Raw genomic sequence first — 25,642 nt, 5'->3', positions numbered from 1 at the left:
GGGTGGCGGGGGCGGGTGCGAGGGGGGTGGCGGGCAGGGGAAAGGCGGTGCGCGTGGGCATGTCTGATCACCTGTGGGTTCGTGGGGCGGGTGGATGCGGGGTGGCCGGGGGCAGGCTGGTGGGCCCGGGTGCCGGGTCGGGTCACCGGGCGGCGGTCTGGCGCGGGTGCGAACGGTGACGACGGGGGCGGGCGGCGCCCGGCTCGATCCGGCCGGGGCCGGGTTCGTACAGGTCGGCCCTGAACAGCCCGTACGCGATGCGGCGTTGCGCGGCCGCGTTCAATTCGGCCCGCAGCGGGCCGTCGCGCAGGACGGCGTCGGGGCCGAGCAGGCCCTCCACGACGGCCAGCGCCCCGGCTGTGTCTCCGTGGTCGAGGCGTTCGCGCACACCGGTGAGGCAGTCGGGCCTTCGGTGGGCCTCGTCGATCGCCCGGAGGCAGGGCAGCGGGGTGCCGGTCAGCGCGACCAGCAGTTCCTCGCGCCGCACCTCGGCGGGATCGTGGTCCAAGGGGACCAGTACCCCGTCGACCAGGCCGATCCGGTGCTCGGCCCCCCGGCACCGTACGAGGCGTGGCCGGCCGGGACCGTCCGGGGCCCGCGGCCGCTCCTCCCGCCGCCACCCCTCGGGGGCCAGCGCGGCGGCGACCAGGGGGTGCAGCCGATCGACCGGGAGCGAACCGGTACGGATCAGTTCGAGGTCGGGCGGCACCCAGGTCGCCGCGTCGGGCAGGACCGGCAGCGCGGACGCGTCGCCGTCCCCGGGTGCGGCCGTGAGGCGCGGCGAGGGCGGCCCGTCCCCGTCCGTGACGAGTTCCAGGGCGAGCCGGTGCCGGGTCCCGCACCATACGGTGACGACCCCGGTCCCGGTGGGCCGTCCTTCGGCGCGGAGCAGGATCTCCGCCTCGGCGGCCCATCGGTCGACGGCGCAGGGCAGTCCGCGCGGCGCCATGCCCCACGGACCCGGATCCGGGTCGGGATCCCACGCGCCTCCGGCCCCGGACCGGAGCCGGAGTTCGCCGGTCCGGCGCGCGTCCCACAGGTGGCGGTGCAGATCGAGGCGGAACCGGCGGTGGGGCCGCGGGTGCGGGTGACGGCGGGCCCCGGCCGCGGGGCGGGCGCAGTCCCACAGGGCGAGACTGATCCGCTGACCGGCGTCCGCCCAGGCCGGTGGGGTCCGGGCCACGAGGTGCAGCGGGCCGTCACCCTCGCGCCCCGGGATCCCGTAACGGGCCAGGGTGAGGGTGAGACCCGGGCGCAGCAGACCGTCGGGGGCGACGCGGGGGAAGTGCCAGCGCAACAGGTCGGGTGCCAGGTGCCGCAGGTCGGCCCGGAGCCGGGCGGCGAGTTCCGGCCCGTGGGCGCGGGCCACCGCGCGTACGTTGAAGTCGACGTCGATGCCCGCGGCGGCACACGCACCGGCCCAGTCTCCGGCACGGCGGCGGTCGGTCGCGGTTTCGATCATGGAGGGCGGCACGGCGAACTCACGCACGCGCAGCCAGCGGGAAAGGCGGGGTTCACCATGCGCGGTCTCAGTGAGCATCAGCACTCACCTTGCGCGGACGGGACCCCCGATCTGTGAACGGAGCGAGTGGTCATCGCGATGATCGTATCGGCGCTCGTCCCGCTCCACCAGGAATTTTCTCCGGCCCGCCGACAGGACGGTCCGCCCGGCCCGTGGTCAGCTCGCGACGGCCGCGCGGCGGGTCCCCACGCGGCCGCGCTCGTGCTCGGAGCGGGCCGCCTCCAGCAGGCGGCGCCAGGAGGTGACCGTCGGCCTCCTGCGGAGCAGGGCGCGGCGTTCGCGCTCCGTCATGCCGCCCCACACCCCGTGCTCGACGCGCTGGTCCAGCGCGTGCGCGAGGCATTCCGTACGTACCACGCAGCCCGAACAGACCGCTTTGGCCAGGGTCTGGGCAGCTCCCTCCACGAACAGCTCTTCCGGGTCGGTGGCCCGGCACGCCGCCCGCTCCGCCCACCGCGCCGCCTTCGGTTCCCCGCTCATGGTGCGCCGTCCTCTCCCGATCCGGTGCCCGCGCCGAATACCGCCCCGCGCAACGGAGCGGGGCCGCAGAGCGTGACCGTACGGAGGGTGCCGTGCCCGCCGGTAGCCCTCCGTCGACACCGTCATCCCATCGAGTGACTTCGGACCGGAAGCGCATCCGGCGGCGGGCGGCGCGCCGGCGGCGGTGGAGCGGGTCGGAGGGAGCCGTGGAAGGCGCGGTGGACGACGCCGACGCCGAGCTGCCGCTCACGGGTGGGGCGGACGAGGGAGACCGCGTAGCCGAAGACCCGGGCCCGCGCACGCGCAGGGGGCGGACCCGTCGAGTCGGGTCCGCCCCCTGCCGCTCACCGATTACCGCCCGGTCAGTGCTTGAACATGTCCTTGATCTTTTCCTTGGCGTCGCGAGCATCGCCCTTGGCCTGCTCGGTCCGGCCTTCGGCGGTGAGGCGCTCGTTGCCGACCAGACGGCCCGCGGCTTCCTTCGCCTTGCCCTTGGCCTGCTCGCCCTTGGCCTCGACCTTCTCGTCACCGGACATCGTCATCACTCCAAGCGATAGGGAAAACGCTTACGACGACTCGTCTGGCCCGATCCCCGGGATGTAAACGTGGTCAGGGGCTCATCACCCACGCGCAGTCGTGCCGGAAGAAGCCGATCTTCGGGTAAGAGCCGACGGCGGCGGGCGGGGCCAGGACCGGCCGGAGCGGGCGAGGCCGAAAGCGGGCGAGGGCGAGGGCGGGCGGGCCGGGGGCCCTTCGGCACCGGGAGCGGGTCCTACGGCCAGGCCGCGCCGACCGCGACTCGGGACGTCTGGCCGTGGTCCCGGATCTGCCCCTGGCCTGCAATGGAGGGGGTTGTCCCAGGTCAGACGCGAAAGGCGGCCGTCATGGCGGAAGAGGTGCGCGGGTTCTGCACCCTGTGCAAGTCGCGGTGCGGCGCCGTCTACACGGTGGAGCGCGGCCGGATCACCTCCGTCCGGCCGGACGGCGAGCACCCCACCGGGGCCGCGATGTGCCCCAAGGGGCGCTCGGCGCCGGAGATCGCGCACAGTACGCGCAGGCTGACCCGGCCGTTGCGGCGTACGCACCCCAAGTCCGACCCCGATCCCGGGTGGGAGGCGATCAGCTGGGACGAGGCCCTGGACGAGATCGCCGCCGCCATGACGAGGATCGCCGCCGAGAGCGGGCCGGAGGCCGTCGCCTTCGCGGTCGCCACGCCGAGCGGAACCTCCGTCTCGGACGCGACGGAGTGGATCGAGCGCCTGGTCCGCCATTTCGGCAGCCCTAACACGCTCTACAGCGCCGAGATCTGCAACTGGCACAAGGACGTCGCGCACGGCTTCACCTTCGGGAGCCCGCTGCCGCCGCCGGACTACGCGAACGCCGATCTCGCCCTGCTGTGGGGCTTCAACCCGGCGAAGACCTGGCTGGCCCAGGCCGCCGCGCTCTCCGCGGCCCAGGCCCGCGGCATGGAGCTGGCGGTCGTCGACCCACGGCGTTCCACGAGCGCCCTGTCCGCCGATCACTGGCTGCGCGTACGGCCGGGGACCGACGCCGCCCTCGCCCTCGGTCTGGCCGGCCTGCTCATCGAGAACGGCTCCTACGACGAGGAGTTCGTCCGCGCCTGGAGCGACGGGCCACTGCTGGTGCGCTGCGACGACGGCCGGTTCCTGCGCGCCGAAGAGCTGGCCGGGGAACTGGCCGGGGAACTGCCCGAAGAGCCGCACGCGGAACTCCCGGGCCACGCGGAGCGGTTCGTGGTCTGGGACGAGTCCGCGGACGCCCCCGAGGTCTACGACACCCGTCGCGGCGCCGAGCGCCCCCGGCGGTTCGCCCTCGCCGGGGTGCGGGACGTGCCGACCCGGTCGGGTACGGTCGCCTGCGTTCCGGCCTTCCAGCGGTACGCCGACGCCTGCGCCGCGTGGCCGCCGGAGCGGGTGGCGCGCACCACGTGGATCCCGGAGCGGGAGATCCGCGCGCTGGCCGACCGGATCGGGGCGGCCCGCTCGGTGGCGTACTACGGCTGGACCGGGGTGGGCCAGCACGCGAACGCCTCGCAGACCGAGCGGGCGCTCGCGACCCTGTCGGCGCTGACCGGCTGCTACGACGCGCCGGGCGGCAACGCGGTCGTGAGCCCGCCGCCGTACAACGCGGCCACCGACCTGGGCCAGTTCCCGCCCGGTCAGCTGGCCAAGGCCCTCGGCCGCGACCGGCACCCGCTCGGGCCGCAGGCCAGCGGCTACGTCAACGCGGGCGACCTGTGCCGGGCCATCGAGGAGGGCGACCCCTACCCGGTGCGCGCCCTGATCGGCTTCGGTTCCAACGCCGTGGTGGCGCAGCCCGGCTCCGACCGGGTGGCGCGGGCCCTGCTCGCACTGGAGTTCCAGGTACACCTGGATCTGTTCCACAATCCGACCAGCGCGAGCGCCGACATCGTGCTGCCCGTGAACAGCGCGTGGGAGCGCGAGGCGCTCCGCTTCGGCTTCGAGGCCGACCACCGCGCCCAGGAGCACGTACAGCTCCGGCCCCGCGTGGTCGCGCCGCAGGGCGAATCCCGCTCCGACACCGAGGTGGTCTTCGCCCTGGCCCAGCGGCTCGGGATGGGCGGGCTGTTCTTCGACGGGGACGTCGAGGCGGCCTGGAACTGGCAGCTGGAGCCGCTGGGCCTGACCGTGGCCGGGCTCCGCGCGCACCCGGGCGGCATCAGGGTCCCGAAGGAGCGACGCCACCGCGGCTACGCCGAAACGGCCGGGGACGGCGCGGTCACCGGATTCCGCACCCCCACCCGCCGGGTCGAGTTCTACGCGGAGCGCCTGGCCGAGCACGGCTGTCCGCCGGTACCGGAACACCGCGAACCGGCCGCCACCGACGCCGAGTTCCCGCTGGTCCTGACCGGCGCCAAGCACGGGTACTTCGTCCACAGCCAGCACCGCGGCATCAGCTCGCTGCGCCGCCGCTCCCCCGACCCCGTGATCGACCTGCACCCCCGGACCGCCGCCGCGCGCGGCATCGCCGAGGGCGAGTGGACGGTCCTGTCCACCCGCCGGGGCGGCGTCCGGTTCCGGGCCCGTCTGGACGGGTCCCTGCACCCCGCTGTCGTGGTCGCCGAGTACGGCTGGTGGCAGGAGGCCCCCGACCTGGCGCTGCCCGGGGCCGACCCGCTGGACGGGTCCGGTTCCAACGTCAACCTGCTGGTCGACAGCAGCGTCCACGACCCCCTCAGCGGTTCCGTCCCACTGCGTTCCTCGGTGTGCGAGGTCCGCCGCGCCACCGACCGGGCCGAATGGAACGGGCCGCGCGCCTTCACCGTCACGGCCATCGGGACCGAGGACGCGGGGGCCGGCGTACGCACCGTGGCCCTGGAACCGGCCGACGGCGGCCCGCTCCCCGACTACCGGCCCGGCCAGCACGTGACGCTCCGCCGCGAGGGCCCCGACGGCGCACCGCAGGACGCGGAGCACGGGCGGAGCTACTCCCTGACCGGCCCGGCCGTCGAGAGCGGCCGCCGGGCGTACCGGCTGGCCGTCCGGCAGGTGCCGGACGGGGTGTTCTCGGGATACGTGCACGAGCGCCTCCGGACCGGGGACCGGCTCCACCTCACGTCCCCGGGCGGTACGTTCGCCCTCCCCACCGACACGGACCGGCCCGTCGTCCTGCTGGCCGGGGGCATCGGGATCACCCCGTTCCTCAGCTATCTCGAAACGCTGGCCGTGACCGGCGGGAGCGTGCCCCGTGTCGTCCTGCACCACGGCAACCGCTCCGGCGCCGACCACCCCTTCCGCGAGCGGATCGCGGAACTCGACTCCCTGATACCGGCCTTGACCGTGGTCGACCACTACGCCGAGCCCGGGGCGGGCGACCCGGTCGACGGCGCCCGGCGCCGCCGCGGTTTCCTCGGCGTCCACGACCTGGACCCGGAACTCGTCGCTCGGCGGGCCCGGTTCTGCCTCTGCGGCCCCGAACCGATGACGGCCGCGCTCACCGAGGGACTGCTGGACCTCGGCGTACCGCGCTTCGAGATCTTCAGCGAACGGTTCCAGGCCGTACGGCGGGACGTCGCGATGGCCGAGGACGCCGAGTTCACCGTCCGGTTCGCCCGCTCCGGCCGTGAGGTCACGTGGCGCCGCGCCGACGGCACCCTGCTCGACCTGGGCACGGCCGCCCGAGTGCGGATGGCCAGCGGCTGCCGGCTGGGCCAGTGCGAGAGCTGTGTGTGCACCGTGCTCCAGGGCGAGGTGGCGCACCTGGTGACGCCCTCGGACGACGTGTCCGGAACAGAGGCGCCGACCTGCCAGTCGGTCCCGGCCACCGACCTGGTCCTCGACTGCTGAACCCGCCCGCCGTCAGGGCCGGTCGTACCAGGCGAATGCGGAGATCCGCCAGCCCTGCGGGGTCCGGACGAACTGGATGGTCTTGGTCCCGCCGCCCTCGAACGGCTCACCGTCCAGCACCCCGGACTTGCGGTACTCGCCGAACCGGGAGGCGATGTCGCCCGCGATGTCGGTGCGTTCGGACGTCTCCCACTCGGAGAACCCGACGAGCCGTCCGTCCGCGAGCAGTCGCTCACGGGGCTCGACGAACTCGTCCACACTGTAGACCGCGTACTGGGGACCGGTGTTGACGATCACAGCGCCGGGCAGGACCAGGCGACGGATCCGTGCGACATCGGCGGCGCCGGGGCCCCGGTTGTCGAAGGCACCGAAGAAGTCGGCGGTCATCGCGTCGATCTCGGCCTTGGACTCGGGCACGGCCTCGGGCATGAACATGGCGGGACAGTAACACGCCCCGATCCCGGTCCGGCCGACGGCGGTAACCGGCCTCGGCAAGCGGAACGCCCCCTCCGCGGGGGAGTCGACCATCGTGACGAGTGCCGCGTCAGGCACCGTTCGCCCCGTCGCGACCCGCCACCCACTCTCGCCGCACCGGACGCACGCACCGGACGCCGCTCCTCAACGGGCAGACATCGCCCGACGCGGCACTAGAATCAGCGCTCATGTCGAACCCTGACGAACTGCTCGTCGCCATCGCCACGAAGGTCGAGTCGGAGCAAAGCAATCAGATGTCCCTGACGGTGGTCGCCGGTGGCGCCGTCATCACCGGCCGCCTGGCTCCCGAAGCCGTGTGGCGCCAGCGCGTCGCCGAGGTCCTCAACGATTCGGCCCGTCTCGGCCCCTTCTCGGGCCTCTTCACCGCCGCCCGTACGGAACTCCGGTCGCAGCCGGAGGACCCACCGACCCACCTGCACTTCCACGTCGCCCGCATCCTGCAGGGCAACACCGGGATCCCCGAAACGGGCGGGATGTACCGCGTGTCCATCGCCGACGTGAGCGCGTGGACCGTGGGCGACTTCGACTACTCCGACCACTGATCCTCCCGCCCCGGGAGGACCGGGCGGGCCGCGGACGCGTCAGGGCCCCGGAGGCTACTGCCTCCGGGGCCCTGAACGTGACACCGGGGTGTCCCCCGTACGACTACGCGCCGACGGGCGAACCCAGCAGCACGGACGCGCGCTGCACCGGGGTCAGGCCCCTGACCGGCGGTGCGACGGCCGGGGAGACCACTGCGGACCGGCAGGTGAAGCCCAGCGCGCTCAGCGCCCTGGTCACCTCGGCGGCGCTGAAGTCCCGACGGTCCTGGCGGGTGATCACGGCGCCCGCCTGCTTGACCGGGTAGGTACGGCGCCCGATGATCACGGACTCACCCGTGACCGGTTCGGGCTTGACGCCCTTCATCGTGGCCAGCACCCCGCTCTTGGTCAGGTCGAACGGGAAGCGGGCGATGACACAGCGCATGGTGCCTCACAGACGGGAGGGTCGGGCGGGACGGCAGGTGTCCGGGAGGGCCGGACGGAACCGGGAGGTGCAGATCGCCGGAGCGAAGGATCAGGCAGCGGCGGAGGACGGCCGCTGGCTTCCTGTGGAAACCGTACCCGGTCGGCCGGTGCCGCGCCGCTCCTGGGCCGGACGGCTGCGCCTGCCCCGGGAGGCGCTGCCCGCGGTGCGCCGGGGGCGCTCCACGACCGGCGAGGTGATGACGACCGGCACGCCGGAGGGGGCCTGAGCACCGGTGATCCGGTTCAGCTCGGCATCGCCCGGGCGGACCACCGCGGTGTTCGGGGTGATCCCGGCCGCGGTCATCAGGCGGGTCATCTCGCGGCGCTGGTTGGGGGTGACCAGGGTGACGACGCTGCCGGACTCGCCCGCGCGGGCGGTGCGGCCGCCGCGGTGCAGGTAGTCCTTGTGGTCGGTCGGCGGGTCCACGTTGACGACCAGGTCGAGGTTGTCGACGTGGATGCCGCGGGCCGCGACGTTCGTCGCCACCAGGACCGTCACGTGCCCGGACTTGAAGCGGGCCAGGGTCCGGGTGCGCTGCGGCTGCGACTTGCCGCCGTGCAGGGCGGCGGCGCGCACACCGCTGTGCAGCAGGTGCTCGGTCAGCCGGTCCACCGCGTGCTTGGTGTCCAGGAACATGATCACCCGGCCGTCACGGGCGGCGATCTGCGTGGTGGTCTCGTGCTTGTCGGCGCCGTGGACGTGCAGGACGTGGTGCTCCATCGTCGTGACGGCGCCGGCCGAGGGGTCGACGGAGTGGACGACCGGGTCGGTGAGGTAGCGGCGGACCAGCAGGTCGACGTTGCGGTCCAGGGTGGCGGAGAACAGCATCCGCTGGCCCTCGGGACGCACCTGGTCGAGCAGGGCGGTGACCTGCGGCATGAAGCCCATGTCCGCCATCTGGTCGGCCTCGTCCAGGACGGTGATCGCGACCTGGTTCAGCCGGCAGTCACCGCGCTGGATGAGGTCCTTGAGCCGTCCCGGGGTCGCGACGACGACCTCGGCCCCGCCGCGCAGCGCGCCCGCCTGGCGGTGGATGGGCATGCCGCCCACGACCGTGGCCAGCCGCAGCTTCATCGCCCGGGCGTACGGGGTGAGGGCCGCGGTCACCTGCTGGGCGAGCTCACGCGTCGGTACGAGGATCAGCGCGAGCGGCTGACCGGGCTCGGCGCGCTGACCCGCCGTACGGGCCAGCAGGGCCAGTCCGAAGGCGAGGGTCTTGCCGGAGCCGGTGCGGCCACGGCCCAGGACGTCGCGGCCCGCGAGGGTGTTGGGCAGGGTCGCGGCCTGGATCGGGAACGGCGCGCTGACGCCCTCGGCGCCCAGGGCGGCGAGCAGCGGGGCGGGCATGTCGAGGTCCGCGAACGACTCGACGGCGGGCAGTGCGGGGGTCAGGGTGACCGGGAGGGCGAACTCTCCCTGGACGGAGGACGAGCGGCGGCCGCCATAACCACCCGAACGGGCCTGTCCACCGGAACGGGACGGGCCGCCGGAGCGGCTCGGCGCGGCGGAGCCGAAGCGGCTGCCGCGGCTGGAACCGGCGGAGCCACCGGACCGGGTGCGCGACGAGTAGTCGTTATTACGAGATGTGCGGTTCATGCGAAACCTTCCTCGATACGGCACGCATCGAGGAATTCCCGGCAGCGGAAATCAAGCCGCACAAGGATTCACAAGAACGAGCCGAAGCAAAAAGCATAAAGGGCGGAGCCGACGTGAAAGCGGACGGCTTGCCTTGAAATGAGCACCGCACTGCGCGCCGTGGGACACGGGCTTGGTGTGCGGGCGGAAATGCCGGGGAAGAGAACCAGCCGGCGAGGTGCGACAGATGAACTGTCGTGGGCTCACGCGGACCGTCACGGTCGGCGGAGCGGGGGAAAAGCAGCGAGCTGGGGCCCGCACCCCAAGGTGCGGGCCCCAGCTGCTCAGTACGCGTCAGCGTCAGGCGGTGACGATGTTCTCAGCGGTCGGGCCCTTCTGGCCCTGCGCGATGTCGAAGCTGACCTTCTGACCTTCCTGCAGCTCGCGGAAGCCCTGGGAGGCGATGTTCGAGTAGTGGGCGAACACGTCAGGACCGCCACCCTCCTGCTCGATGAAGCCGAAGCCCTTTTCCGCGTTGAACCACTTCACGGTGCCATTAGCCATGTTAAATCTCCTTCGGGGCACAGCCCAGAGATCCGCACTGTGCGGATCTCGAGTCGCCGCGATGATCTTCCCGCCCGGAGAACACCGGAAAACATAAACACTCCCACCCGCCCTAAAGCCGGTGAAGGTGCTCAAAATTTTTGGGAACCACAACTGCAACTGGAATCACAGTAGCACGCCGAAACGGGGCAGCGCGGGGAATAGCCGGGCCCCGAACGGCGGGGCCAGAAATTCTTACCGCACCCTTCCTTGATTTCTATGTTTGCGGGCACAGGTTTGGGGGCGCGTCGGGCGCAGCTTTCGGGGCGCGGCGCCCGTCGGCCCCAGGACTCACCGGGCGCACGGGAATCGGCGTACACCGCCCCCCGCGCGCCCGGCAGTGCTACAAATGGTTGGTGACCCATCCTTGCAACCCGTGCCGGGGACGTCGGTGCGGTCACTGAGCCGGAATCGCCCGCGCAGCGTCGCCCGACAGGTTTTCGTCCTTCAGGTGGCGGTCGTGGTGCTGCTCGCCGCCGGGGCGGTGCTGGCACTGCTCCTCCAGTCGCGCCACGACGTCGACCGCGAGGCCCGCAACCGCTCGGTCGCCGTCGCCCAGACGTTCGCCCACTCCCCGGGTCTGCGCGAGGCACTGCGCTCCCCCGACCCCTCGAAGGTGCTCCAGCCGCTCACAGAGGTGACGCGCAAGGACGCCGGAGTCGACTTCATCGTCGTCATGGACACCCGGGGCATCCGGTACACCCACCCCCTCCCCGACCGCATCGGCAAGCGCTTCGTGGGCACGATCGGGCCCTCACTGGCGGGCCGGGTGCACACCGAGAGCGTCCAGGGGCCGCTGGGCAAGGAGATCCAGGCCGTGGTGCCGGTCTTCGCCGACCGGGACGGCGGCCCCGTGGTGGCACTGGTCTCGGCGGGCCTCACGGTGAACAACGTCACCGGAGTCTTCGACCGGCAGCTCCCGGTCATCCTCGGCGCCAGCGCGGCGGGCCTGGCCCTGGCCACCGCCGGTGCGGCACTGATCAGCCGACGGCTGCGACGCCAGACCCACGGGCTCGGCCCCCTCGAGATGACCCGCATGTACGAGCACCACGACGCGGTGCTGCACTCCGTACGCGAGGGAGTGCTGATCACCGACGGCGGCGGGCGGCTCCTGCTCGCGAACGACGAGGCGAAACGGCTGCTCGGCCTGCCGCCCGACGCCGAGGGCCAGCACGTCGGGCAGCTGTCGGGCCTCGACCGCCACCTCGCCGACCTGCTGCTGTCCCGCCGGGTGGCCACCGACGAGGTGCACGAGGCCGGGGAACGCCTACTGGTGATCAACCAGCGGCCGACCCGCCCCGGCGGCGGCCCCGAGGGGACCGCGGTCACCATCCGGGACTCCACCGAGATGCGGGTCCTGAGCACCCGCGCCGAGGCGGCCCGCAAACGGCTGAAGCTGCTCTACGACGCCGGCGTAGGCGTCGGCACCACCCTCGACGTGGAGCGGACGGCCCAGGAGCTGGCGGACGTCGCCGTACCCCGGTTCGCGGACTTCGCCACCGTCGAACTGGCGGAGGCCGTGCTCCACGGCGACGAGCCCGGCGACGCCGCGCCCCACCTGCTGCGCACCGGGTTCAGCGGCATCCGGGACGACGTCCCGCTCTACCCGCGCGGCAAGCTGATCGGCTTCGTGCCCTCCACGCCCCAGGCCCGCGGGCTCAGCAGCGGCCGGGCCGAGCTGATCTCCGACCTGACCGACGCCCCCGGCTGGTACGCCCAGGAACCGGAACGGGCGCAGGCCATCCTCGACTACGGCGTCCACTCGCTGATCACGGCCCCGCTCAAGGCCCGGGGGGTGGTCCTCGGCCTGGTCAACTTCTGGCGCTCGCACCGGCCGGACCCCTTCGACGAGGAGGACCTGTCGCTGGCGGAGGAGCTGGTGGCACGGGCCGGGGTCTCCGTCGACAACGCGCGCCGCTTCACCCGCGAGCACGCCCTGGCCGTGACCCTCCAGCGGAGCCTGCTGCCGCGTGACCTGCCCGAGCAGAGCGGGGTGGAGGTGGCGCACTTCTACCTGCCCGCGCAGTCCGGGGTGGGCGGCGACTGGTTCGACGTGATCCCGCTCCCCGGCAGCCGGGTCGCGCTCGTCGTGGGCGATGTCGTGGGGCACGGGCTGCACGCGGCGGCGGCCATGGGCCGCCTGCGGACGGCCGTACTCAACTTCTCCTCCCTGGACCTGCCCCCCGACGAGCTGCTCGCCCGTCTCGACGACCTCGTCCAGTACATCGACCAGGGCGACGAGGGCGGCGCCGACGGCGGCCTGGTCGGGGCCACCTGCCTGTACGCCGTGTACGACGCGGTGACCATGCGCTGCACCGTGGCGCGGGCCGGGCACATGCCGCCGGCGCTGGTGCGGGCGGACGGCACCGTGGAGATCCCGGAGCTGCCCGCGGGGGCGCCGCTGGGGCTGGGCGGGCTGCCCTTCGAGTCGACGGAACTCCAGCTGACCGAGGGCACCCAGCTGGTGCTCTACACCGACGGGCTGGTCGAGGACCGGACCCGGGACATCGACGAGGGCCTCGATCTGCTCCGGTCGGCCCTGGCGGGCGCGGGTCCGCGGCCGCAGGAGACCTGCCGGGCGATCCTCGACGTGCTGCTGCCGGAGCGGCCGCGCGACGACGTGGCGCTGCTGGTCGTACGGACCTCGGCGCTGGCGGCGGACCGGATCGCCGAGTGGGAGGTCCCGTTCCACGCGAGCGCGGTCGCCGCCATGCGGAGCCGGGCCGTGGCGCAGCTGGAGAAGTGGGGCCTGTCCGAGCTCGCCTTCGGCACGGAACTGGTGCTGAGCGAACTCATCACCAACGCGATCCGGCACGGCGCCGCGCCGGTCCGCGTCCGGCTGCTGTTCGACCGGGTGCTGACCTGCGAGGTCTTCGACAGCAGCAGCAGTTCTCCCCGGCTGCACTACGCCGCCACCACGGACGAGGGCGGTCGCGGCCTCTTCCTGGTCGCCCAGATCAGCCGCCGCTGGGGCGCCCGGTACACGCCCGAGGGCAAGGTCCTGTGGTCGGAGCAGCCGGTGCCGGACCCCGAGGGGTCCGACTGAGGCCGTCAGGGGGCGCGGTGCGCGGGTGGGCGGGTGCGGCGCTTGGACAGGGCCTGGACGAGGACCTTGCGGAGGACGGAGGGGTGGAAGAGCGCGGTGGGCGGAGCGACCATGTTGACGACGCCCACGAAGCGGGCCCAGACCTCGGGGTCGCGGACGGACACCGCGAAGAGGTGGGTGTTGTACCAGTGGGCGATCCTGGCCGGGAGCGGCCGGTCGTCGGGGTTCCACATGAGGTCGGAGTTGCTCGACAGGGTCCACGGGGCGATCAGTAGCCGCGCCACCCGGTTCTGGAAGGTCCGGCTCAGTCCGTCGAGCCCGCCGCCCTCGGCGCGCAGTGCGGCCAGCATGCCCTGGAGGAGTTCGGCCTCCATCGCGGCGACGGTGAGCCCCTGCCCGTAGACCGGGTTGAACACGCAGACGGAGTCGCCCACGGCGAGCAACCGCTCGGGCCATCGCTTGCTCTGGTGGTAGAGGTTCCACTGGTTGTTGGTGTTGACATACCGGTGGACGGTTTCCGGGCGGTCGCGCTGCTCGATCTGCCCGGCGAGGTGGGGGTTGCCCAGGCCGCGGGCGAAGTCGAGGTACCCGGCGTCGTCGGTGGGCGGCACCTGGTCGCCGTATCCGAAGAGGGAGCACATCCAGCGCCCGTGCTCGACGGCCAGGATGACCCCGCCCCGGGCGATGCCGGGCGCGAACGTCATCTGGTAGGCGACGTCGAAGTCCGCCGGGTTCTTCTCCGGCCGGTCGAAGCTCATCGAGGTGTACGTGATCTTCGCCTTGACGACGCGTTTGCCCGGTGCGGGTACGCCCAGTCCGGCGAGGCGGCCGTCCAGTCCGCCCGCCCGGCCCGAGGCGTCGACCACCAGGTCCGCCGCGAGTTCGGTGACCTCCCCGGTGACACCCTCGGCGGCGCCGTCGCCGCCGGAGACCCGGTACCGGACGAGGCCGACGCTGCCGGGACGGCCCGGGGCCAGGCCCTCGCAGTGCGCGCCGGACAGGATCCGCACCTCGGGCAGGGCCATCACCCGGCGCCGCAGCCTGCGTTCGAGTGCGTCCCGGGTGAAGGACTGGACCCGGACTCCCGTGGGGCCGCGCGGGGCCAACCCCGCGGGCAGCAGGAAGTCGATGCGTTCCCCGTAGTCGAAGACGGGCGCCCCGATCTCCTCCAGTTCGGCGCGCAGGCCCGGGAAGAGCGCTTCCAGGACCTGCGATCCCTTGGCCAGTACGGCGTGCGCGTGGTAGCCCTGCGGTGCGTGCGGGTGGACGCCCGTGTCGGCGTCCACCGGGTCCCGTTCCAGGACCACCACCTCGCGGAAGTGGTCGGCGAGCACGCGGGCCGTCACCAGACCGGCGTGCCCTCCCCCCACCACGACCGCGGTGCCCCACCGGTCACCTCGTGTACGCGTGCGGTTCCCCATGGTCCCTCACCCCTCCCTCTCGGACCGCTTGCTACCCATGCGCTACACCGAGTAAGCGCCTGGCGCGCGGGCCGTAGTGGTCCGGTGGGGCGCGCGGGGCTTACCCGGTCGTCACCCGCCGCTGGTGCACCCGCAGGTGCAGGGTGGCGAGGTCCAGCAGGGGGGTGGGTACGGCCAGGGCGCGGGCGCGTGCGACGAGGTCGCCGAAGACGTGCTCGACCTCGGTGGGGTGTCCGGCGAGCAGGTCGCGGTAGATCGACGGGGTGAGCGGGGACCCGGCGGCGGTGACGGTCGCGGTGGTGGTGGCGAGCTCCTCGTCGGGGACCGGGTACCCGGCGGCCGCGGAGACGGCGGCGGCCTCCGCGAGGACGGCCCGGCCCAGCGCGTCGCCGCCGGGGGCGGCGGACACCTCGCCGACGGCGCCGCGCATCAGGCAGGTGACGGCGGCGAGGGTGCTGATGAAGACCCACTTGTGCCACATGGCGGCGACGATGTCGCCCACCGCGGGGGTCCCGATACCGGCGCCGCCCAGTGCCTCGCGTACGGCTTCGACGCGGGCCGAGGGCTTCCCGCCGCTTCCTGCGGCCCCGGCGGGCGCGACCTCGCCGACGAGCAGCACGCGGGGCGGGGCCATGCGGGCGATGTCCCCGTGCTCGTTCAGGGTGGTCACGACCTTCGCGACGCCGCCGAGCACGGCGTGGTCGCCGAACGCCGCGCCGAGGGAGCCGAGATGTGCCATGCCGTTGAGCAGCGGCACGATCGCGGTCCCGGGACCGACCGCCGGAGCGAGGTCGCGCACCGCCTGTTCGAGTCCCGTCGACTTGACCGAGAGCAGGACCAGGTCGTAGGGCCCCGGCAGCGCGTCCGCCGTGACGGTCTTCGGTTCCAGGGTGAACTCCTCGTCGGGTCCGGTGACGCGCAGTCCCCGTTCCCGCAGGGCGGCGGCGCGTGCGGGACGTACGAGGAAGGTGACGTCCTGCCCGGTCCGGGCGAGGAGGGCGCCGAAGTAGCCACCCGCGGCGCCCGCGCCGACTGTCAGGATTCTCATGCGGGGAAGCCTTTCGTGGGGGGCAGCGGCCGGAGCGGCCTGTGCGGTCAGGCAGGGTAGCGGCGAAGAGGGCCCCAGGTGGTCCTGGGGCCCTCTTCACTGTGCGAGGCCGTCCCGTCTGCACCCCCGTGTCAGGCGAGACGGCCCCGGTTCTTGGGGCCCGTCAGACGTCCAGGGCCGAGGCCCTGGACGGTGCGGGCAGGAGCCGGGCGAGGTGCTTCGCGACGGCGATGAGGGTCCGGTCGGCCAGGTAGGGGCCGATGAGCTGCACCGACATGGGGCGTCCGTCCTCGGTCGTGCCCGCGGGCAGGACGAGCGCGGGCAGGCCCACCGGGCCCGCGAGGTTGACCCAGGCCGTCTGGTCGAAGTACGGGCGCTGCACGCCGTCGACCGTGATGAACCGCTGCGGCACCGGTACGGCGCTCTGGTCGGGGACCGCGGCGGTCGGGGCGGCCGGGGTGATCAGTACGTCGTGCCGGGTGAAGTACTCGGCCCACTTCCCGCGCAGGCGCTGGCGGGCCTCGTCGGCGACCGACCAGTCCCGGTGCCGCATGGTGCGGGAGTGCAGGTACAGGCCGCTGGGGTCACCGGCCGGGATCTGGTCGGCGGCCTCGACCTCGGCGGCGTACGCGGCGTCCGTCGCGCTCGCGGCCGAGGTGGCGTAGAGCAGCCGCTGGAACAGCAGGTCGCTCTCCGCGAAGCCGACCGGCCGCGCCGTCCCGTCGATCCGGGCGCCGCTGTCGCGCACCAGGGCGGTGACCCGGTCGAGGAGCGCGCGGGTCGCCGTGTCGACCCGGCAGTACGGGTCGTCGGCCCAGACGCCCACCCGGTACTGGGAGAGCCGGGACTTCGTGGGGGCCGGGAGGCTGAGTTTCCAGGCGGGGCCGTCGGCAGGGGCCGGCGCGGCGAGCACGCCGAGGAGCACGTCGAGGTCCTCGGGCGTACGGGCCACCGGCCCCAGGGTGAGCATGTCGCTGCTGCTGGCCCAGTCCGGCGGGCGCGGGATGTGACCGCGGGTGGGCACGACGGGGCTCGCGCCGCGTGAGGTGCGCAGGGCGTAGACCCCGCAGTACGCGGCGGGGAGCCGGAGCGAGCCCGCCAGGTCGGAGCCGACCTCCAGGGCGGACAGGCCCGCGGCGACCGCGGCGGCCGGTCCGCCGGAGGAACCGCCCGCGGTGCGGTCGGCGGCGAAGGGGTTCGCGGTCGTCCCGAAGAGGGGGTTGCTCGTCTGGATGTCCTGGCACAGGACGGGCACGTTGGTCTTGCCGAAGACGACGGCGCCCGCGGCGCGCAGCAGCTCCACCGCGTCGGCGTCCCGGGCGGGCACGTGGTCGGCGAGATCCGGTGAACCGCAGGTCGTGCGCAGCCCCTTGGTCTCCAGGGCGTCCTTCACGGTCATGGGCAGGCCGTGCAGGGCGCCGAGGGTCTTGCCGGTGCGGGCGAGGTGGCGGTCGGCCCGGTCGGCGGCGGCGCGCGCCGCGTCGGCGTCGAGGGTGACGACCGCGCGCAGGCCCGGGTTCACCTTGTCGTGGTGCGCCAGGTAGCGCTCCAGCAGGTCGCGGCTGGAGATGTCGCCCCGCTGGAGTGCGGCGAGCTGCTCATGGGCGGGCGCCAGGTGCAGGGCGGGGTGCGGCGGCTTGCCGGGGCGCGGGCGGGCGCCCGCGACCGAGGTCATGGCGGCGGCCGCGGCGACGACGGTGGAGGCGACGAGGAGGGTGCGACGGATGATCACGTGCGGGCTCCTGATGAGGCGCTGCGGGTGCCGGAGGCCGCGGGGGGCTCCGTACCGGGCGGGGTGAAGAACGCGGCGACCCGTTCGAGGTGCAGCAGTTCGTCGTCCGGGGTGGTCAGGGGGAGTTCGGCGTCCGCGTAGTCGGCCGGACCCTCGACCGGATCGCCGGCGCGGTGGCGGGCGAGGGCGTCGGTGATCTGGTCGGCGGTGACGGCCGCGGCGAACGTCTCCCCGGTCAGGCCTTCGGTCGCGCGCCGGGTTTCCGCCTCGGCCCGTACGGCGGGGTCGAGGTAGCGGCGCAGTACCTTCTGGCCGCCGCGGATCTCCACGCGGCGGCGCAGCAGCGGGAAGTCGGCGCTGCGGCCGCGCAGGATGTCCTCGCGCTGGCGGGCCGGGCGGCGCAGGGCGATGCCCGGGTCGGCCTGGTCCATCGCGGCCCACAGGGGGCGCAGCCGCCGGTAGCGCAGGTGCGCGGTGGTCCAGTCGCGGACGGCGGTGCTCCGGCTGCCCAGGGTGGGCAGAAAGTACCCGACCTGGGTGAGCGCGGCCCCGATGTCGCCGCACAGCCAGGCGTACGGGTCCAGGCTCTGCACGCTGAATCCGAAGACCGCCCCGAGGACGGCGCCGATCCGGATGACGCTGTAGCCGAGGGTGATGACGGCGCCGACGGCGATGAGGCGCAGGCCGCGGGCGATCGAGGGGTTGGACGCGGTACGGGCGTACTTCCAGCAGGACCGGGCCAGGTAGACCTCGGCGACGGTGTAGGTGGCGATGTAGAGCGTCAAGTACGCCTGGAAGAAGGGGTCGTGGGCGTAGTAGAGGGAGAAGTCGGTGGGCCGCTGGGCGGCGGGCGTGAGGAAGACGAACAGGACGGCCATGGCCACGATGACGGCGGCGGCCGCGGTGAGCAGGAGGCGGCCGCGGCGCCGGGCCTCGGCCATCGGCTTGGACCAGTGGGCCAGCACCGTCGCCTGGAGCGCGAGGACGAACACCACACAGCTCTGGGCGAGGGGGACGGCGATGTTGGGGACGCCGAGCGTGCCGTCGATGCGTACCCACACCCAGGTGAGGGAGATGACGTAGCTGAGGGCAGAGAAACCGTAGGTGAAGGCCAGCGCGATGAGCGCCGGGTCACGCCGGCTCTTGCCGAGGTCGCGCAGGAGGAAGAGGGATCCCATCCCGGCGATCACCAGGCACAGTGGGTGGAGTATGTCTTTCACGGGCTCGTATTCGGGTCAGCGCAGCAGCGTACGGGCTATGGGGTCTGCGGGGTCGGTGTGGCGCGGGCCGTGGTGGGAGGCGCTCACGTGCTCCTGCAGGAGGGATCCCAGCATTTCGGCTTCGAATTCTTCCGGGTTGTTGTAGCGGGTCCGGCCGAGGACCAGCTGGACGGTGCCCGGGTCGATGTCCGTGATCAGGCCGCCGAGGGTGCCGGTGGTGACGGAGGCCTTGCCCCGGTGCTGCCTGAGCATGTGGGCGAACTCGTGGCCGACGATGATCTCGGCGTGCGGCTTGCTGATGCCGGTGTCGTAGAAGACGTAGTCGGTGGACTCGGTGGCCAGCCACAGGCCGCACGGGGCGGCCGCGTCCAGCGCGTCCGGGTCCGACGCGTCGGGTGTGAACGGCATCAGCCGGATCGAGCGGTCGAGCCGCTCCTCCATGAACGGGACCAGATCCAGCACGCTGTCGACCGGGGGGAGCCGCAACTCCTCCAGGAACGCGCGGCCGCGGCGTTCGGCCTCGACGGCCTCGTCGACGGCTCGTCGGTCACGACGGCGTCGCCACATGCGACTTCCTCTCGGTATCGGCGTACAGGTGGGGGTACGGGACATGCGGGGAGTTCGAGCCGCGGGGGAACCGCCCGTGGCACAGCTCTCGGGGCGCGTCACGGCAGGCTCTTCCCGTCGTTGTCAGGGAGGCCTTCCTGCTCCCGCACGATGTCGATCGCCTCCAGCACCTTGCCCAGGCTCTTGGGCGACAGGCCGATCGCCCGCAGGGCGATCTCCCGCACGCCCGCCTGGCTGAGTTTGCGCAGGAGTTCGAACTGGTCGGTGACCTTGCGCGTCACCGCGTCCTCGACGAAGTAGCCCGCTTCCACGCCGAAGAACCGGGCGAAGAGGGGTACGAGCGTGATGGTCGGGGTCCGTTCGCCCTTGCGCAGCATCCCGATGTAGGCGCCGGTGCAACTCTCCTTGCCGTACGCCGAGATGGTCCGTGCCACGTGGGCGTTGCTGAACTCCTTCGCGCCGGGCGGACGTACACGGTCGAACAGGTAGTTCAGCCGCTCATTGAACGGTGCCCCTGGACCCGGTACGGGCGCGGGGGACAAGTCCGAGGTCCCGGTGTCCGGTCGCTCTTCTGGTGGGGCCACGGTGCGCTGCTTCCTCTCGACCGCTCTAAACTATAGTTGATGACCGCAGGATGGAAGCCCTGGTTCGGACAGCGGGGCGCCGTGGGGCGGATCATCCGGCGAGCAGGCGGCCGGAGCGGCGTCGCGGGCCCAACTGGGGCCGGGGCGACGGAAATGGGCACGACGAGAGCCCGGATACCGACGGGGGTACGGTATCCGGGCTCTCGCGAGCAGCTTAGTCGCGCGCGGGTGCTTTACTCCATCTCTCCCGCATCTCCGCCGCGCTATTCGCCATGTTGGGCTTCCGGGGTCCGCGCACGGGCGCCCTCGCGGGTGCGGCCCGACGTCTGGGCGCGGCCCGGATGGCGGCGTACGTACTCAGCTTCCAGTTCCTTCGTCCGGGCCGTGTGGGTGGCCAGCGCGTCGTCCGACCCGTACAGCAGGGTCTCGTGCCGCGTGCGGTGGACGACCTCCAGTTCCTTGAGCAACCGGCCGTCGTCCAGCATCCGCGCCGACGGCCCGTCCTTGTGCTCCGTCACGGCGTCCGCACCTCCCGTCCCTGGTCGTGGGCTCGCTCCACTCCTCACGGTAGCCCCGTACGCGGCCGGCCTCCTGCGCTCGATTGAATCCCGGCAGGCCGGGTAGGCGCTCTCACATGACCGTTTACGTCGTCACCATTCCCGGCACCCTCCTCACCGAGCTCACCCCCGCGGCGCGCTCGGAGCTGATCGGGGCGCTGCGGCCGGCCGATCCGCGCACCACGGGCCTGGGCGCCGCCGAGGAACTGGACATCCTTTCCTTCTACGCCGACTCCCCGGCGTTCAGCCTGCACCTGGAGGTCGAGGCCGCCGATACGGGCTCCGCCGAGCGGGCGGCGCGGGACCTGGCCTCGGCGGCCCTGCGGAAGGCGGGGCTGGGCCCCGAGGCCGCGCCGCTGGGGGATCCGGTGATCACCGGCATCACGGGCGAGTAGCCGCCGTCGCGCCCGGGAGACGGGCGAGATGAACGCCGTACGTGGCCACCCGGCTACGGAGTGGATCCGACGCCCCCCCTGCGCCGTCCCGGCCGATGCTCGCCAGGCCGTCCCTTTCGGCCACGGAAAGTCCGAAAGAGACGCCCTATCCGCCGCAGCTGGCGACCGTCTCCGCCGAGCCGCCGCCGCGGTCCATCGGCTCCCGCGGCGGCCGGGTCAGCAGGCCGCTCGCCGCGGTGAACCCGGGGAGCTGCGCCCTGAGCGCGCTCGCCCCGAACAGAGCGATGCTCAGCAGGAGTTCCTCCGGTTCCCGCTCGGACGCCCGCCGTACGTCGGCGCGTTCGCGGCGCAGCCGCGCGAGCAGGGCCGCGCCGCGTCGGGTGCGCCGGGGCAGAGCGCACAGCCATACGGCGACGGCGTCCGCGAGCAGGGCGAGGAACAGCCACGGCGCCGCCGCCCGGCCCGCGATCGCCCCGACGGGCACGGCGCAGAGGGCCGCCAGCGACAAGGCCCGTACGGCGTACAGGCGCCGCGTGGGGAGCACCAGCCGGGACGTCTCCAGGTCCCGGGAGACGTCCGCGACGGCCCGCCGGACCCGGTCGAGGCCCTGGAGCCGCCGCGGGTGCAGGCGCCCGTACAGCACCGCGTACTGCGCCCTGGCCGGCCCGGAGAGCCCCTTCGGCGCTCGGGTGTCGTCACGCCGGACCGTCTGCCGCGAGGCCGCCTCGACCGAGCCCGCGAGGTACAGCTCGACCAGCGCGGTCTGCGCGGCGCCCCGGTGGCCTGCGCGCAGCAGGCCCACCTCGACCGGTGACAGGAGCGGAAGGGCGGTCGGGGACGGCCCCCGGCCCGCCCCGGAGCGTACGGCGGCCGCGGCGAGCACCAGCAACCACGCCGCGCCCGCCGCGACTTCGGCGATCACCGTGGGCCCGGCGGCCGCCGGAGCGGCCGGGCCGGGCAGCGGGCCGGGCGCTCGCCGATTACTTCGGCAGGTACGCCTGCTTGCTCGCGCAGATCCACACCACTGCCTTCCTGACGCCCTTCGCGTTCACCCCGGAGCCGCCGGCCCGGTCGTCGTCGGAGGCGGTGACGGCCGAGGTCTCCTTGCCCGCCGCGACCCGCGGCAGGGCCAGGACGTCCCCGGAACCCTTCCAGAACAAGGCCTGGTCGGGCAAGGTCGGGCTGTCGGGGTGGAAGCGCGCGGTGCCCACCGTCACGTTCGTGTTCGGGCTGATGCCCTCGAACGAGGCGTACGGGTGGGTCCGCAGCAGGCCGGGCGACGAACCCAGGGCGGTGTAGGGCGCGTTCCAGACCCACGGCGTCCACTCGTAGCCGGGGCCGTACCAGTCGGAGCCGATGACCTTCCCGTCCGAGGCGATGCCCTCCACCCAGGAGTGGTAGGTGAACAGGTACGCCGAGGTCGAGTCGGCCCAGTCCCGGCGAGCTGCCCGTCATCAGGCCGTCGGCGGACACGCCGAGCAGCTCGCCGGTGTCCAGGGCGCCGGGCAGCGGCACCTGGTGCACCGTCGTGCCGGTCCAGTAGGCGGGCTTGGCCCCCGAGGAGCCGACGGACAGGGTGCCCTTGCCGGGGGCGCGTACGCCCTCGGCGGGCCAGGTCGTCTGCGGGTGGGCCGTGAGCGATCCCAGTACCTGGATCTTCGGTGCGCAGACCGCGGCGGCGTCGGCGGGCCCGGCCGCCGCGACCATCCCGGTGAGCAGCACGGCCGAGGTACCGAGGGACAGGCTCAAGGACATGTTTCGCTTCACGTGATGTTCCCCCCATGGTTCATGACATGTGCGGGTTCATCGTGCCCTCGGATGAAACGGATGCGGTCGGAATGAAGCCACCTGGTTTTCGTTGGCCGCAACGTTTCCCTCGGGCCGGGGTCCCGGCGGGGGCGGGGTGAAGGTGAGGGGGTGGTGGACCGAGTCCGGGCCGCGGACGCGGCTGCCGAAGACCACCAGTTCGCAGGCTCCGCCGGTACGGCAGTCGACGCCGCGGCCGTCGATGGCGGTGAAGGTCGCCGAGAGGGTGACGGTCTCGTCGATCCGGCCGGTGTCACTGGTGGCCGGGGGCCTGCTGCGGGGCCGGCAGCCGAGGGTGTCGGCGGAACCGGTGGCGCACTCCATGACCAGTACGTGGCAGCGCGGTTCGTAGCCCTTGCCGGTCGCGCGGACCGACTGGCCGTCCACCAGGCCCTTGTCCGGGTCGACGTGCAGGGTGGGGGGCGCTTCGAGCGGGCCCTTCGGGCGGAAGCGCAGCGGGACGGTGGTCAGCAGGGCGCCGTCGTTGTCGGTGAGCGCCAGGGTGCACGGGTCGTCGGCGGGCGTGGTGCGGCAGTCGACGGTCCCGGCGGCGGTGGCGAGGCGGGCGTACAGCTTCTTCGGGGAGAGCTGGTAGGTGCCGTCCGGATAGACGCGGAACTGGCGGCCGGTGTCGTCGTCGCAGGTGGTCGCGGAGGCCGAGGGGCCGCACTGCTTCACCCACACGTACGCCTTGGGCGGCCCGCCGGTGATCCCGAAGGTGACGATGTCGCCGTCCAGCAGGCCGGTGGTGTCGTGCACCTTGAGCAGGGGGGCGGCCGCGGCGCCCGGGGTGTCGGCGGACCGGCGCGGCCCTTCCGGGGTGGTGCCCGCGGCGAAGCCGTCGGCGCTGCCGCCGCGCCGCGGGGAAGGCGTGCGCGCGCCGAGCCGGTCGGGCGACGGTGCGGGGCCGAAGCGGTCCGGGACGCTCCAGCCCGCCGGGCTGCCGTCCTGCACGGTGTGGCAGAGCGAGCCGGAGGCCGGGAAGAGCAGCTCCAGCCGTCCCCCCGCGTTCTCGATCGCGGAGACGCGGGTGCCGTCGGGGCTCGGGCCCGTCGCACCGATCCGGTGCCAGCCGGCGTACACGCTGTCCGGGGCGCTCTGTTCGCGGTGCCAGACGGCGGCCGGGCTCCCGGGGGCGGCGGTGTCGCGGAAGAGCTGGAACTGGGCTGTCCGGCCGTCCGTACGGTCCACGGCCACCCGACTGTCGGGGACCGGCGGCCCCACCGGGGAGCCCCCGGCCCCGTCGGCGGCGGCCCGGCACGCGGAGGCGCCCGATCCGGTGGACGCGGCCTGCGCCGCGGCCGGGAGGGCCGCGATCCCCGCGCAGGTCAGTGCCAGCGCGACGGCTCCGCGCAGCACTGCTCCGGCCCGTTTGTCCCGCGACCTGTTGCGGCGTAACTCCATGTGCTCCCCGCCCTCCTGATGGGCCCCTGCGGCCGGGCAGCATCCTCGTGCCGGCCGGCGGGCCGGGCCAGCCCGCACTTTCGGCCAGGTCGGCGTGGAACACCGGGCGGTACGTGCGTTCGCCGTCGGTGATGGAGCGGCCGGAGCGGGGCGAGGGCGGCGGCGAGGAGGGCCGGGAGCGGCGGGGCGCGGGGGTCAGCAGCCGGGGGCTCCGGTGCCGCCGCGTTGGGGGAGGCTGAGGTTGGGGGCGGAGTTCGGCCAGGTGAGGGTGACCGTCCTGGTCTTGCCGTCGGGCTGGATCTCGACCACGGGGGCCGGTTTGCCGACCGGGTTCCCGTCGGCGCCGAAGGACAGCCAGCCACTGGCTCCCGGGAGCATCTGGGCGCAGTAGAACTGGTGCAGTATCCCCGTCTCCAGGCCCGGGTTCTTCAGGCCCGCGCTGTCGTGGCGGGCCGCGCTGATCGCGGCGACGGTCGCGTCGTGGCTGAGCATCGCCTGGCCGTTGGCGAGGTCGTCCGGGTTGAACGCGAGGGCCGCCGCGTCGCCCTGGGTGGTCAGGCGCTGGCCGGTGCACGGGTCGGGCCTGCCGGTGTACGCCGCCCAGAACTGGTCGTAGTTGTGCTTCGCGTCCGAGCCGGGGCATTCGGTGCCCCATTCGTCGGGGCTGGCCAGCGCGGTGTAGGCCACGGTGACCCGGCCGGAGGCGACGCCCTGGAGGACGGCTTCGTCGCGGATGGCCTCGGAGGCGTCGTCCCCGGCGAGGATGTGCAGCTTGGCGATGCCGCAGGGCGCGCCCTGGACCCAGTTCTGCACGAACGCGCCGAGGTCACGGCCGCGCCCGGCGAAGTAGACCACGGCGGGTGCGGCCTGGCAGAGGTTGGCGTGCATCAGGTTGAACTGCTGCACCAGGTAGTCCTGGCGGCCGGATCCGCTCGGCAGACTCACGGGCGAGGTGTACGGGAGCACAGTGACGGTCCGGTTCGGGGCCTGGAAGCGGACCTTGGCCTCGGCGGCGAGGGAGGCCGTGTAGTCGTCACCGGCGACGCCGTCGGCGACCACGGCGAGGGCGGTGACGGCCGGCCGCAGCCCGGACACGTACTGGTTGGCGGCGACGACCGAGTCGGAGTTGGTGGGCGAGACCCGGAACATGTCGGGGATCAGCCGTTTGCCCGCCGGGTCCGCGGGGTCGATGTTCATCGAGTTGCCGGTGAGGGTGGAGCCGATGACCGGGATGTGCAGCCGGTTGGAGAGGGCCGCGGCGGCCTGCCGGGTCTGCTCGGTGCTCTGGCCGAGGCCGACGACGGCGGAGATGTGCTGCGGCTCCGCGTGCTTCTCGACGCTGGCGACGGCCTCCTTCCAGGATCCGTACTGGCTGCCGAAGTTGCCGAGGTACAGCTTCACGCCGGGCGTACTGCCGTACGCGGCCGTGTTGTTGGCCCGCCAGACGGCGGCTATGGCCCCTTCGATGTTGGGGTACAGGGAGTCGTAGGTGAGGGTGTCCACGTCCGCGACGGGCGAGAGGTCGAGCATGAGGACCACGCTGGTGGAGGGCCCCTTGACCGCCGCGTTGGCCCCCTTGATCGCCTCCTCCAGGGCGCGCATGCGCGCCGGGTCGCCCTTGGTGAAGGGGGTGCTGTCCAGGTTCACCCCGATGCAGGCCAGCGGTGAACCGGTCGCGGTCATCCCGGCCCCGCAGGTCAGTTCGGGCGGGAACAGACGGCCGTAGCCCCAGCTGCCGCCCAGGACGGCCCCGGCGAGGACGACGAGGACGGCGGCCAGGGACAGCACGGGGTGGCGGCGCAGTCGGCCGAGCCGGGGGTTGTGGACACCTGCGGACATGGACTCTCCTAG

Annotated in this window: 23 protein-coding genes; 5 read left to right on the top strand and 18 right to left on the bottom strand. The window is 73.3% G+C overall.

The genetic code is table 11. The annotated features are described in order from the left end of the window. Nucleotides 1-142 precede the first annotated feature (142 nt). From QMF80_RS31075 to QMF80_RS31065, 3 genes are all read right to left on the bottom strand, one after another. Nucleotides 143-1,540, bottom strand: a complete 1,398-nt coding sequence (locus QMF80_RS31075; RefSeq protein ID WP_283459321.1) for a hypothetical protein — start codon at nucleotides 1,538-1,540, stop codon at nucleotides 143-145. A 138-nt stretch (nucleotides 1,541-1,678) separates the two neighbouring features. Next, the gene (locus QMF80_RS31070; protein ID WP_283459319.1) at nucleotides 1,679-2,002 is read right to left on the bottom strand and encodes a WhiB family transcriptional regulator; all 324 of its coding nucleotides are present in this window, start codon (nucleotides 2,000-2,002) and stop codon (nucleotides 1,679-1,681) included. A 362-nt stretch (nucleotides 2,003-2,364) separates the two neighbouring features. After that, entirely contained in the window at nucleotides 2,365-2,538 is a 174-nt protein-coding gene (locus tag QMF80_RS31065; protein WP_283459317.1) for a CsbD family protein, read from the bottom strand. A 348-nt stretch (nucleotides 2,539-2,886) separates the two neighbouring features. Here QMF80_RS31065 and QMF80_RS31060 point away from each other — a divergent pair, with 348 nt between their 5' ends. Beyond that, nucleotides 2,887-6,330, top strand: coding sequence for a molybdopterin-dependent oxidoreductase (locus QMF80_RS31060; RefSeq protein WP_283459315.1), 3,444 nt, complete (start codon nucleotides 2,887-2,889; stop codon nucleotides 6,328-6,330). Nucleotides 6,331-6,342: 12 nt separating this feature from the next. On the opposite strand, the gene QMF80_RS31055 is transcribed toward QMF80_RS31060, so the two are convergent. Further along, the gene (locus tag QMF80_RS31055) at nucleotides 6,343-6,765 is read right to left on the bottom strand and encodes a Cif family virulence factor (protein WP_502962958.1); all 423 of its coding nucleotides are present in this window, start codon (nucleotides 6,763-6,765) and stop codon (nucleotides 6,343-6,345) included. 227 nt (nucleotides 6,766-6,992) lie between these two features. Between QMF80_RS31055 and QMF80_RS31050 the strand changes: the two genes are divergently transcribed. Next, nucleotides 6,993-7,367, top strand: coding sequence for a GvpU-like protein (locus QMF80_RS31050; RefSeq protein WP_283459313.1), 375 nt, complete (start codon nucleotides 6,993-6,995; stop codon nucleotides 7,365-7,367). A gap of 103 nt (nucleotides 7,368-7,470) precedes the next feature. On the opposite strand, the gene QMF80_RS31045 is transcribed toward QMF80_RS31050, so the two are convergent. The 3 genes from QMF80_RS31045 to QMF80_RS31035 all read right to left on the bottom strand — a co-directional run bounded on the left by QMF80_RS31045 (nucleotide 7,471) and on the right by QMF80_RS31035 (nucleotide 9,972). Then, complete coding sequence (locus QMF80_RS31045) at nucleotides 7,471-7,791, bottom strand: SCO5918 family protein (RefSeq protein ID WP_283459311.1); 321 nt, start codon at nucleotides 7,789-7,791, stop codon at nucleotides 7,471-7,473. 90 nt (nucleotides 7,792-7,881) lie between these two features. Then, a complete protein-coding gene (locus QMF80_RS31040) occupies nucleotides 7,882-9,429 on the bottom strand; it encodes a DEAD/DEAH box helicase (RefSeq protein ID WP_283459309.1) in 1,548 nt (515 codons plus the stop codon). Nucleotides 9,430-9,768: 339 nt separating this feature from the next. Continuing rightward, on the bottom strand, nucleotides 9,769-9,972 hold the full coding sequence (locus QMF80_RS31035; RefSeq protein ID WP_053678014.1) for a cold-shock protein: 204 nt from the start codon (nucleotides 9,970-9,972) through the stop codon (nucleotides 9,769-9,771). Nucleotides 9,973-10,360: 388 nt separating this feature from the next. Between QMF80_RS31035 and QMF80_RS31030 the strand changes: the two genes are divergently transcribed. Continuing rightward, nucleotides 10,361-13,057, top strand: a complete 2,697-nt coding sequence (locus tag QMF80_RS31030; RefSeq protein ID WP_283459303.1) for a SpoIIE family protein phosphatase/ATP-binding protein — start codon at nucleotides 10,361-10,363, stop codon at nucleotides 13,055-13,057. Between the two features lie 5 nt (nucleotides 13,058-13,062). On the opposite strand, the gene QMF80_RS31025 is transcribed toward QMF80_RS31030, so the two are convergent. The 7 genes from QMF80_RS31025 to QMF80_RS30995 all read right to left on the bottom strand — a co-directional run bounded on the left by QMF80_RS31025 (nucleotide 13,063) and on the right by QMF80_RS30995 (nucleotide 20,147). Beyond that, nucleotides 13,063-14,478, bottom strand: coding sequence for an NAD(P)/FAD-dependent oxidoreductase (locus QMF80_RS31025; RefSeq protein ID WP_283459301.1), 1,416 nt, complete (start codon nucleotides 14,476-14,478; stop codon nucleotides 13,063-13,065). Nucleotides 14,479-14,578: 100 nt separating this feature from the next. Beyond that, nucleotides 14,579-15,526, bottom strand: a complete 948-nt coding sequence (locus QMF80_RS31020; protein WP_283459299.1) for a 2-dehydropantoate 2-reductase — start codon at nucleotides 15,524-15,526, stop codon at nucleotides 14,579-14,581. A gap of 163 nt (nucleotides 15,527-15,689) precedes the next feature. Next, entirely contained in the window at nucleotides 15,690-17,258 is a 1,569-nt protein-coding gene (locus QMF80_RS31015) for an amidase family protein (protein WP_283459297.1), read from the bottom strand. Continuing rightward, nucleotides 17,255-18,478, bottom strand: a complete 1,224-nt coding sequence (locus tag QMF80_RS31010; RefSeq protein ID WP_283459294.1) for an MAB_1171c family putative transporter — start codon at nucleotides 18,476-18,478, stop codon at nucleotides 17,255-17,257. The genes QMF80_RS31015 and QMF80_RS31010 overlap by 4 nt, the downstream gene beginning before the upstream one ends. A 15-nt stretch (nucleotides 18,479-18,493) precedes the next feature. Then, nucleotides 18,494-19,045 carry a hypothetical protein gene (locus QMF80_RS31005; protein ID WP_283459292.1) on the bottom strand — a complete coding sequence of 184 codons (552 nt, stop codon included), beginning with the start codon at nucleotides 19,043-19,045 and terminating at the stop codon, nucleotides 18,494-18,496. A gap of 98 nt (nucleotides 19,046-19,143) precedes the next feature. After that, nucleotides 19,144-19,629 (bottom strand): hypothetical protein, encoded by a 486-nt coding sequence (locus QMF80_RS31000; RefSeq protein WP_283459290.1) that lies wholly within the window; start codon nucleotides 19,627-19,629, stop codon nucleotides 19,144-19,146. Between the two features lie 263 nt (nucleotides 19,630-19,892). Then, on the bottom strand, nucleotides 19,893-20,147 hold the full coding sequence (locus QMF80_RS30995; protein ID WP_502962957.1) for a DUF6158 family protein: 255 nt from the start codon (nucleotides 20,145-20,147) through the stop codon (nucleotides 19,893-19,895). Nucleotides 20,148-20,263: 116 nt separating this feature from the next. Between QMF80_RS30995 and QMF80_RS30990 the strand changes: the two genes are divergently transcribed. Continuing rightward, entirely contained in the window at nucleotides 20,264-20,581 is a 318-nt protein-coding gene (locus tag QMF80_RS30990; RefSeq protein ID WP_283459289.1) for a hypothetical protein, read from the top strand. Between the two features lie 145 nt (nucleotides 20,582-20,726). Here the strand turns inward: QMF80_RS30990 and QMF80_RS30985 are convergent, their stop codons facing one another. After that, nucleotides 20,727-21,503: a TIGR04222 domain-containing membrane protein gene (locus QMF80_RS30985; protein ID WP_283459287.1), complete on the bottom strand. Its 777-nt coding sequence runs from the start codon at nucleotides 21,501-21,503 to the stop codon at nucleotides 20,727-20,729. A 58-nt stretch (nucleotides 21,504-21,561) separates the two neighbouring features. After that, a complete protein-coding gene (locus QMF80_RS30980) occupies nucleotides 21,562-21,969 on the bottom strand; it encodes a hypothetical protein (RefSeq protein ID WP_283459285.1) in 408 nt (135 codons plus the stop codon). 245 nt (nucleotides 21,970-22,214) lie between these two features. On the opposite strand from QMF80_RS30980, the gene QMF80_RS30975 reads away from it, so the two are divergent. Continuing rightward, nucleotides 22,215-22,352, top strand: a complete 138-nt coding sequence (locus QMF80_RS30975; RefSeq protein ID WP_283459283.1) for a hypothetical protein — start codon at nucleotides 22,215-22,217, stop codon at nucleotides 22,350-22,352. A gap of 32 nt (nucleotides 22,353-22,384) precedes the next feature. Here the strand turns inward: QMF80_RS30975 and QMF80_RS30970 are convergent, their stop codons facing one another. Together QMF80_RS30970 and QMF80_RS30965 are read right to left on the bottom strand one after the other, a co-directional pair. Then, complete coding sequence (locus QMF80_RS30970; RefSeq protein WP_283459281.1) at nucleotides 22,385-23,791, bottom strand: neocarzinostatin apoprotein domain-containing protein; 1,407 nt, start codon at nucleotides 23,789-23,791, stop codon at nucleotides 22,385-22,387. A 195-nt stretch (nucleotides 23,792-23,986) separates the two neighbouring features. Next, nucleotides 23,987-25,630, bottom strand: coding sequence for a type 1 periplasmic-binding domain-containing protein (locus QMF80_RS30965; protein ID WP_283459279.1), 1,644 nt, complete (start codon nucleotides 25,628-25,630; stop codon nucleotides 23,987-23,989). Nucleotides 25,631-25,642: the final 12 nt, after the last annotated feature.

This window comes from Streptomyces sp. G-G2 (assembly GCF_030063135.1).
Classification (GTDB): Bacteria; Actinomycetota; Actinomycetes; order Streptomycetales; family Streptomycetaceae; genus Streptomyces.
The sequence above is the reverse complement of the archived record's forward strand: the minus strand, read 5'-3'. Positions and strand labels throughout refer to the sequence as shown.

Bases quoted from the DNA above. Each gene is read 5' to 3' on its own strand.
- QMF80_RS31075 (WP_283459321.1), bottom strand. From the start codon at position 1,540: ATGCTCACTGAGACCGCGCATGGTGAACCCCGCCTTTCCCGCTGGCTG.
- QMF80_RS31070 (WP_283459319.1), bottom strand. From the start codon at position 2,002: ATGAGCGGGGAACCGAAGGCGGCGCGGTGGGCGGAGCGGGCGGCGTGC.
- QMF80_RS31065 (WP_283459317.1), bottom strand. From the start codon at position 2,538: ATGTCCGGTGACGAGAAGGTCGAGGCCAAGGGCGAGCAGGCCAAGGGC.
- QMF80_RS31060 (WP_283459315.1), top strand. From the start codon at position 2,887: ATGGCGGAAGAGGTGCGCGGGTTCTGCACCCTGTGCAAGTCGCGGTGC.
- QMF80_RS31055 (WP_502962958.1), bottom strand. From the start codon at position 6,765: ATGTTCATGCCCGAGGCCGTGCCCGAGTCCAAGGCCGAGATCGACGCG.
- QMF80_RS31050 (WP_283459313.1), top strand. From the start codon at position 6,993: ATGTCGAACCCTGACGAACTGCTCGTCGCCATCGCCACGAAGGTCGAG.
- QMF80_RS31045 (WP_283459311.1), bottom strand. From the start codon at position 7,791: ATGCGCTGTGTCATCGCCCGCTTCCCGTTCGACCTGACCAAGAGCGGG.
- QMF80_RS31040 (WP_283459309.1), bottom strand. From the start codon at position 9,429: ATGAACCGCACATCTCGTAATAACGACTACTCGTCGCGCACCCGGTCC.
- QMF80_RS31035 (WP_053678014.1), bottom strand. From the start codon at position 9,972: ATGGCTAATGGCACCGTGAAGTGGTTCAACGCGGAAAAGGGCTTCGGC.
- QMF80_RS31030 (WP_283459303.1), top strand. From the start codon at position 10,361: ATGGTTGGTGACCCATCCTTGCAACCCGTGCCGGGGACGTCGGTGCGG.
- QMF80_RS31025 (WP_283459301.1), bottom strand. From the start codon at position 14,478: ATGGGGAACCGCACGCGTACACGAGGTGACCGGTGGGGCACCGCGGTC.
- QMF80_RS31020 (WP_283459299.1), bottom strand. From the start codon at position 15,526: ATGAGAATCCTGACAGTCGGCGCGGGCGCCGCGGGTGGCTACTTCGGC.
- QMF80_RS31005 (WP_283459292.1), bottom strand. From the start codon at position 19,045: ATGTGGCGACGCCGTCGTGACCGACGAGCCGTCGACGAGGCCGTCGAG.
- QMF80_RS30990 (WP_283459289.1), top strand. From the start codon at position 20,264: ATGACCGTTTACGTCGTCACCATTCCCGGCACCCTCCTCACCGAGCTC.
- QMF80_RS30970 (WP_283459281.1), bottom strand. From the start codon at position 23,791: ATGGAGTTACGCCGCAACAGGTCGCGGGACAAACGGGCCGGAGCAGTG.
- QMF80_RS30965 (WP_283459279.1), bottom strand. From the start codon at position 25,630: ATGTCCGCAGGTGTCCACAACCCCCGGCTCGGCCGACTGCGCCGCCAC.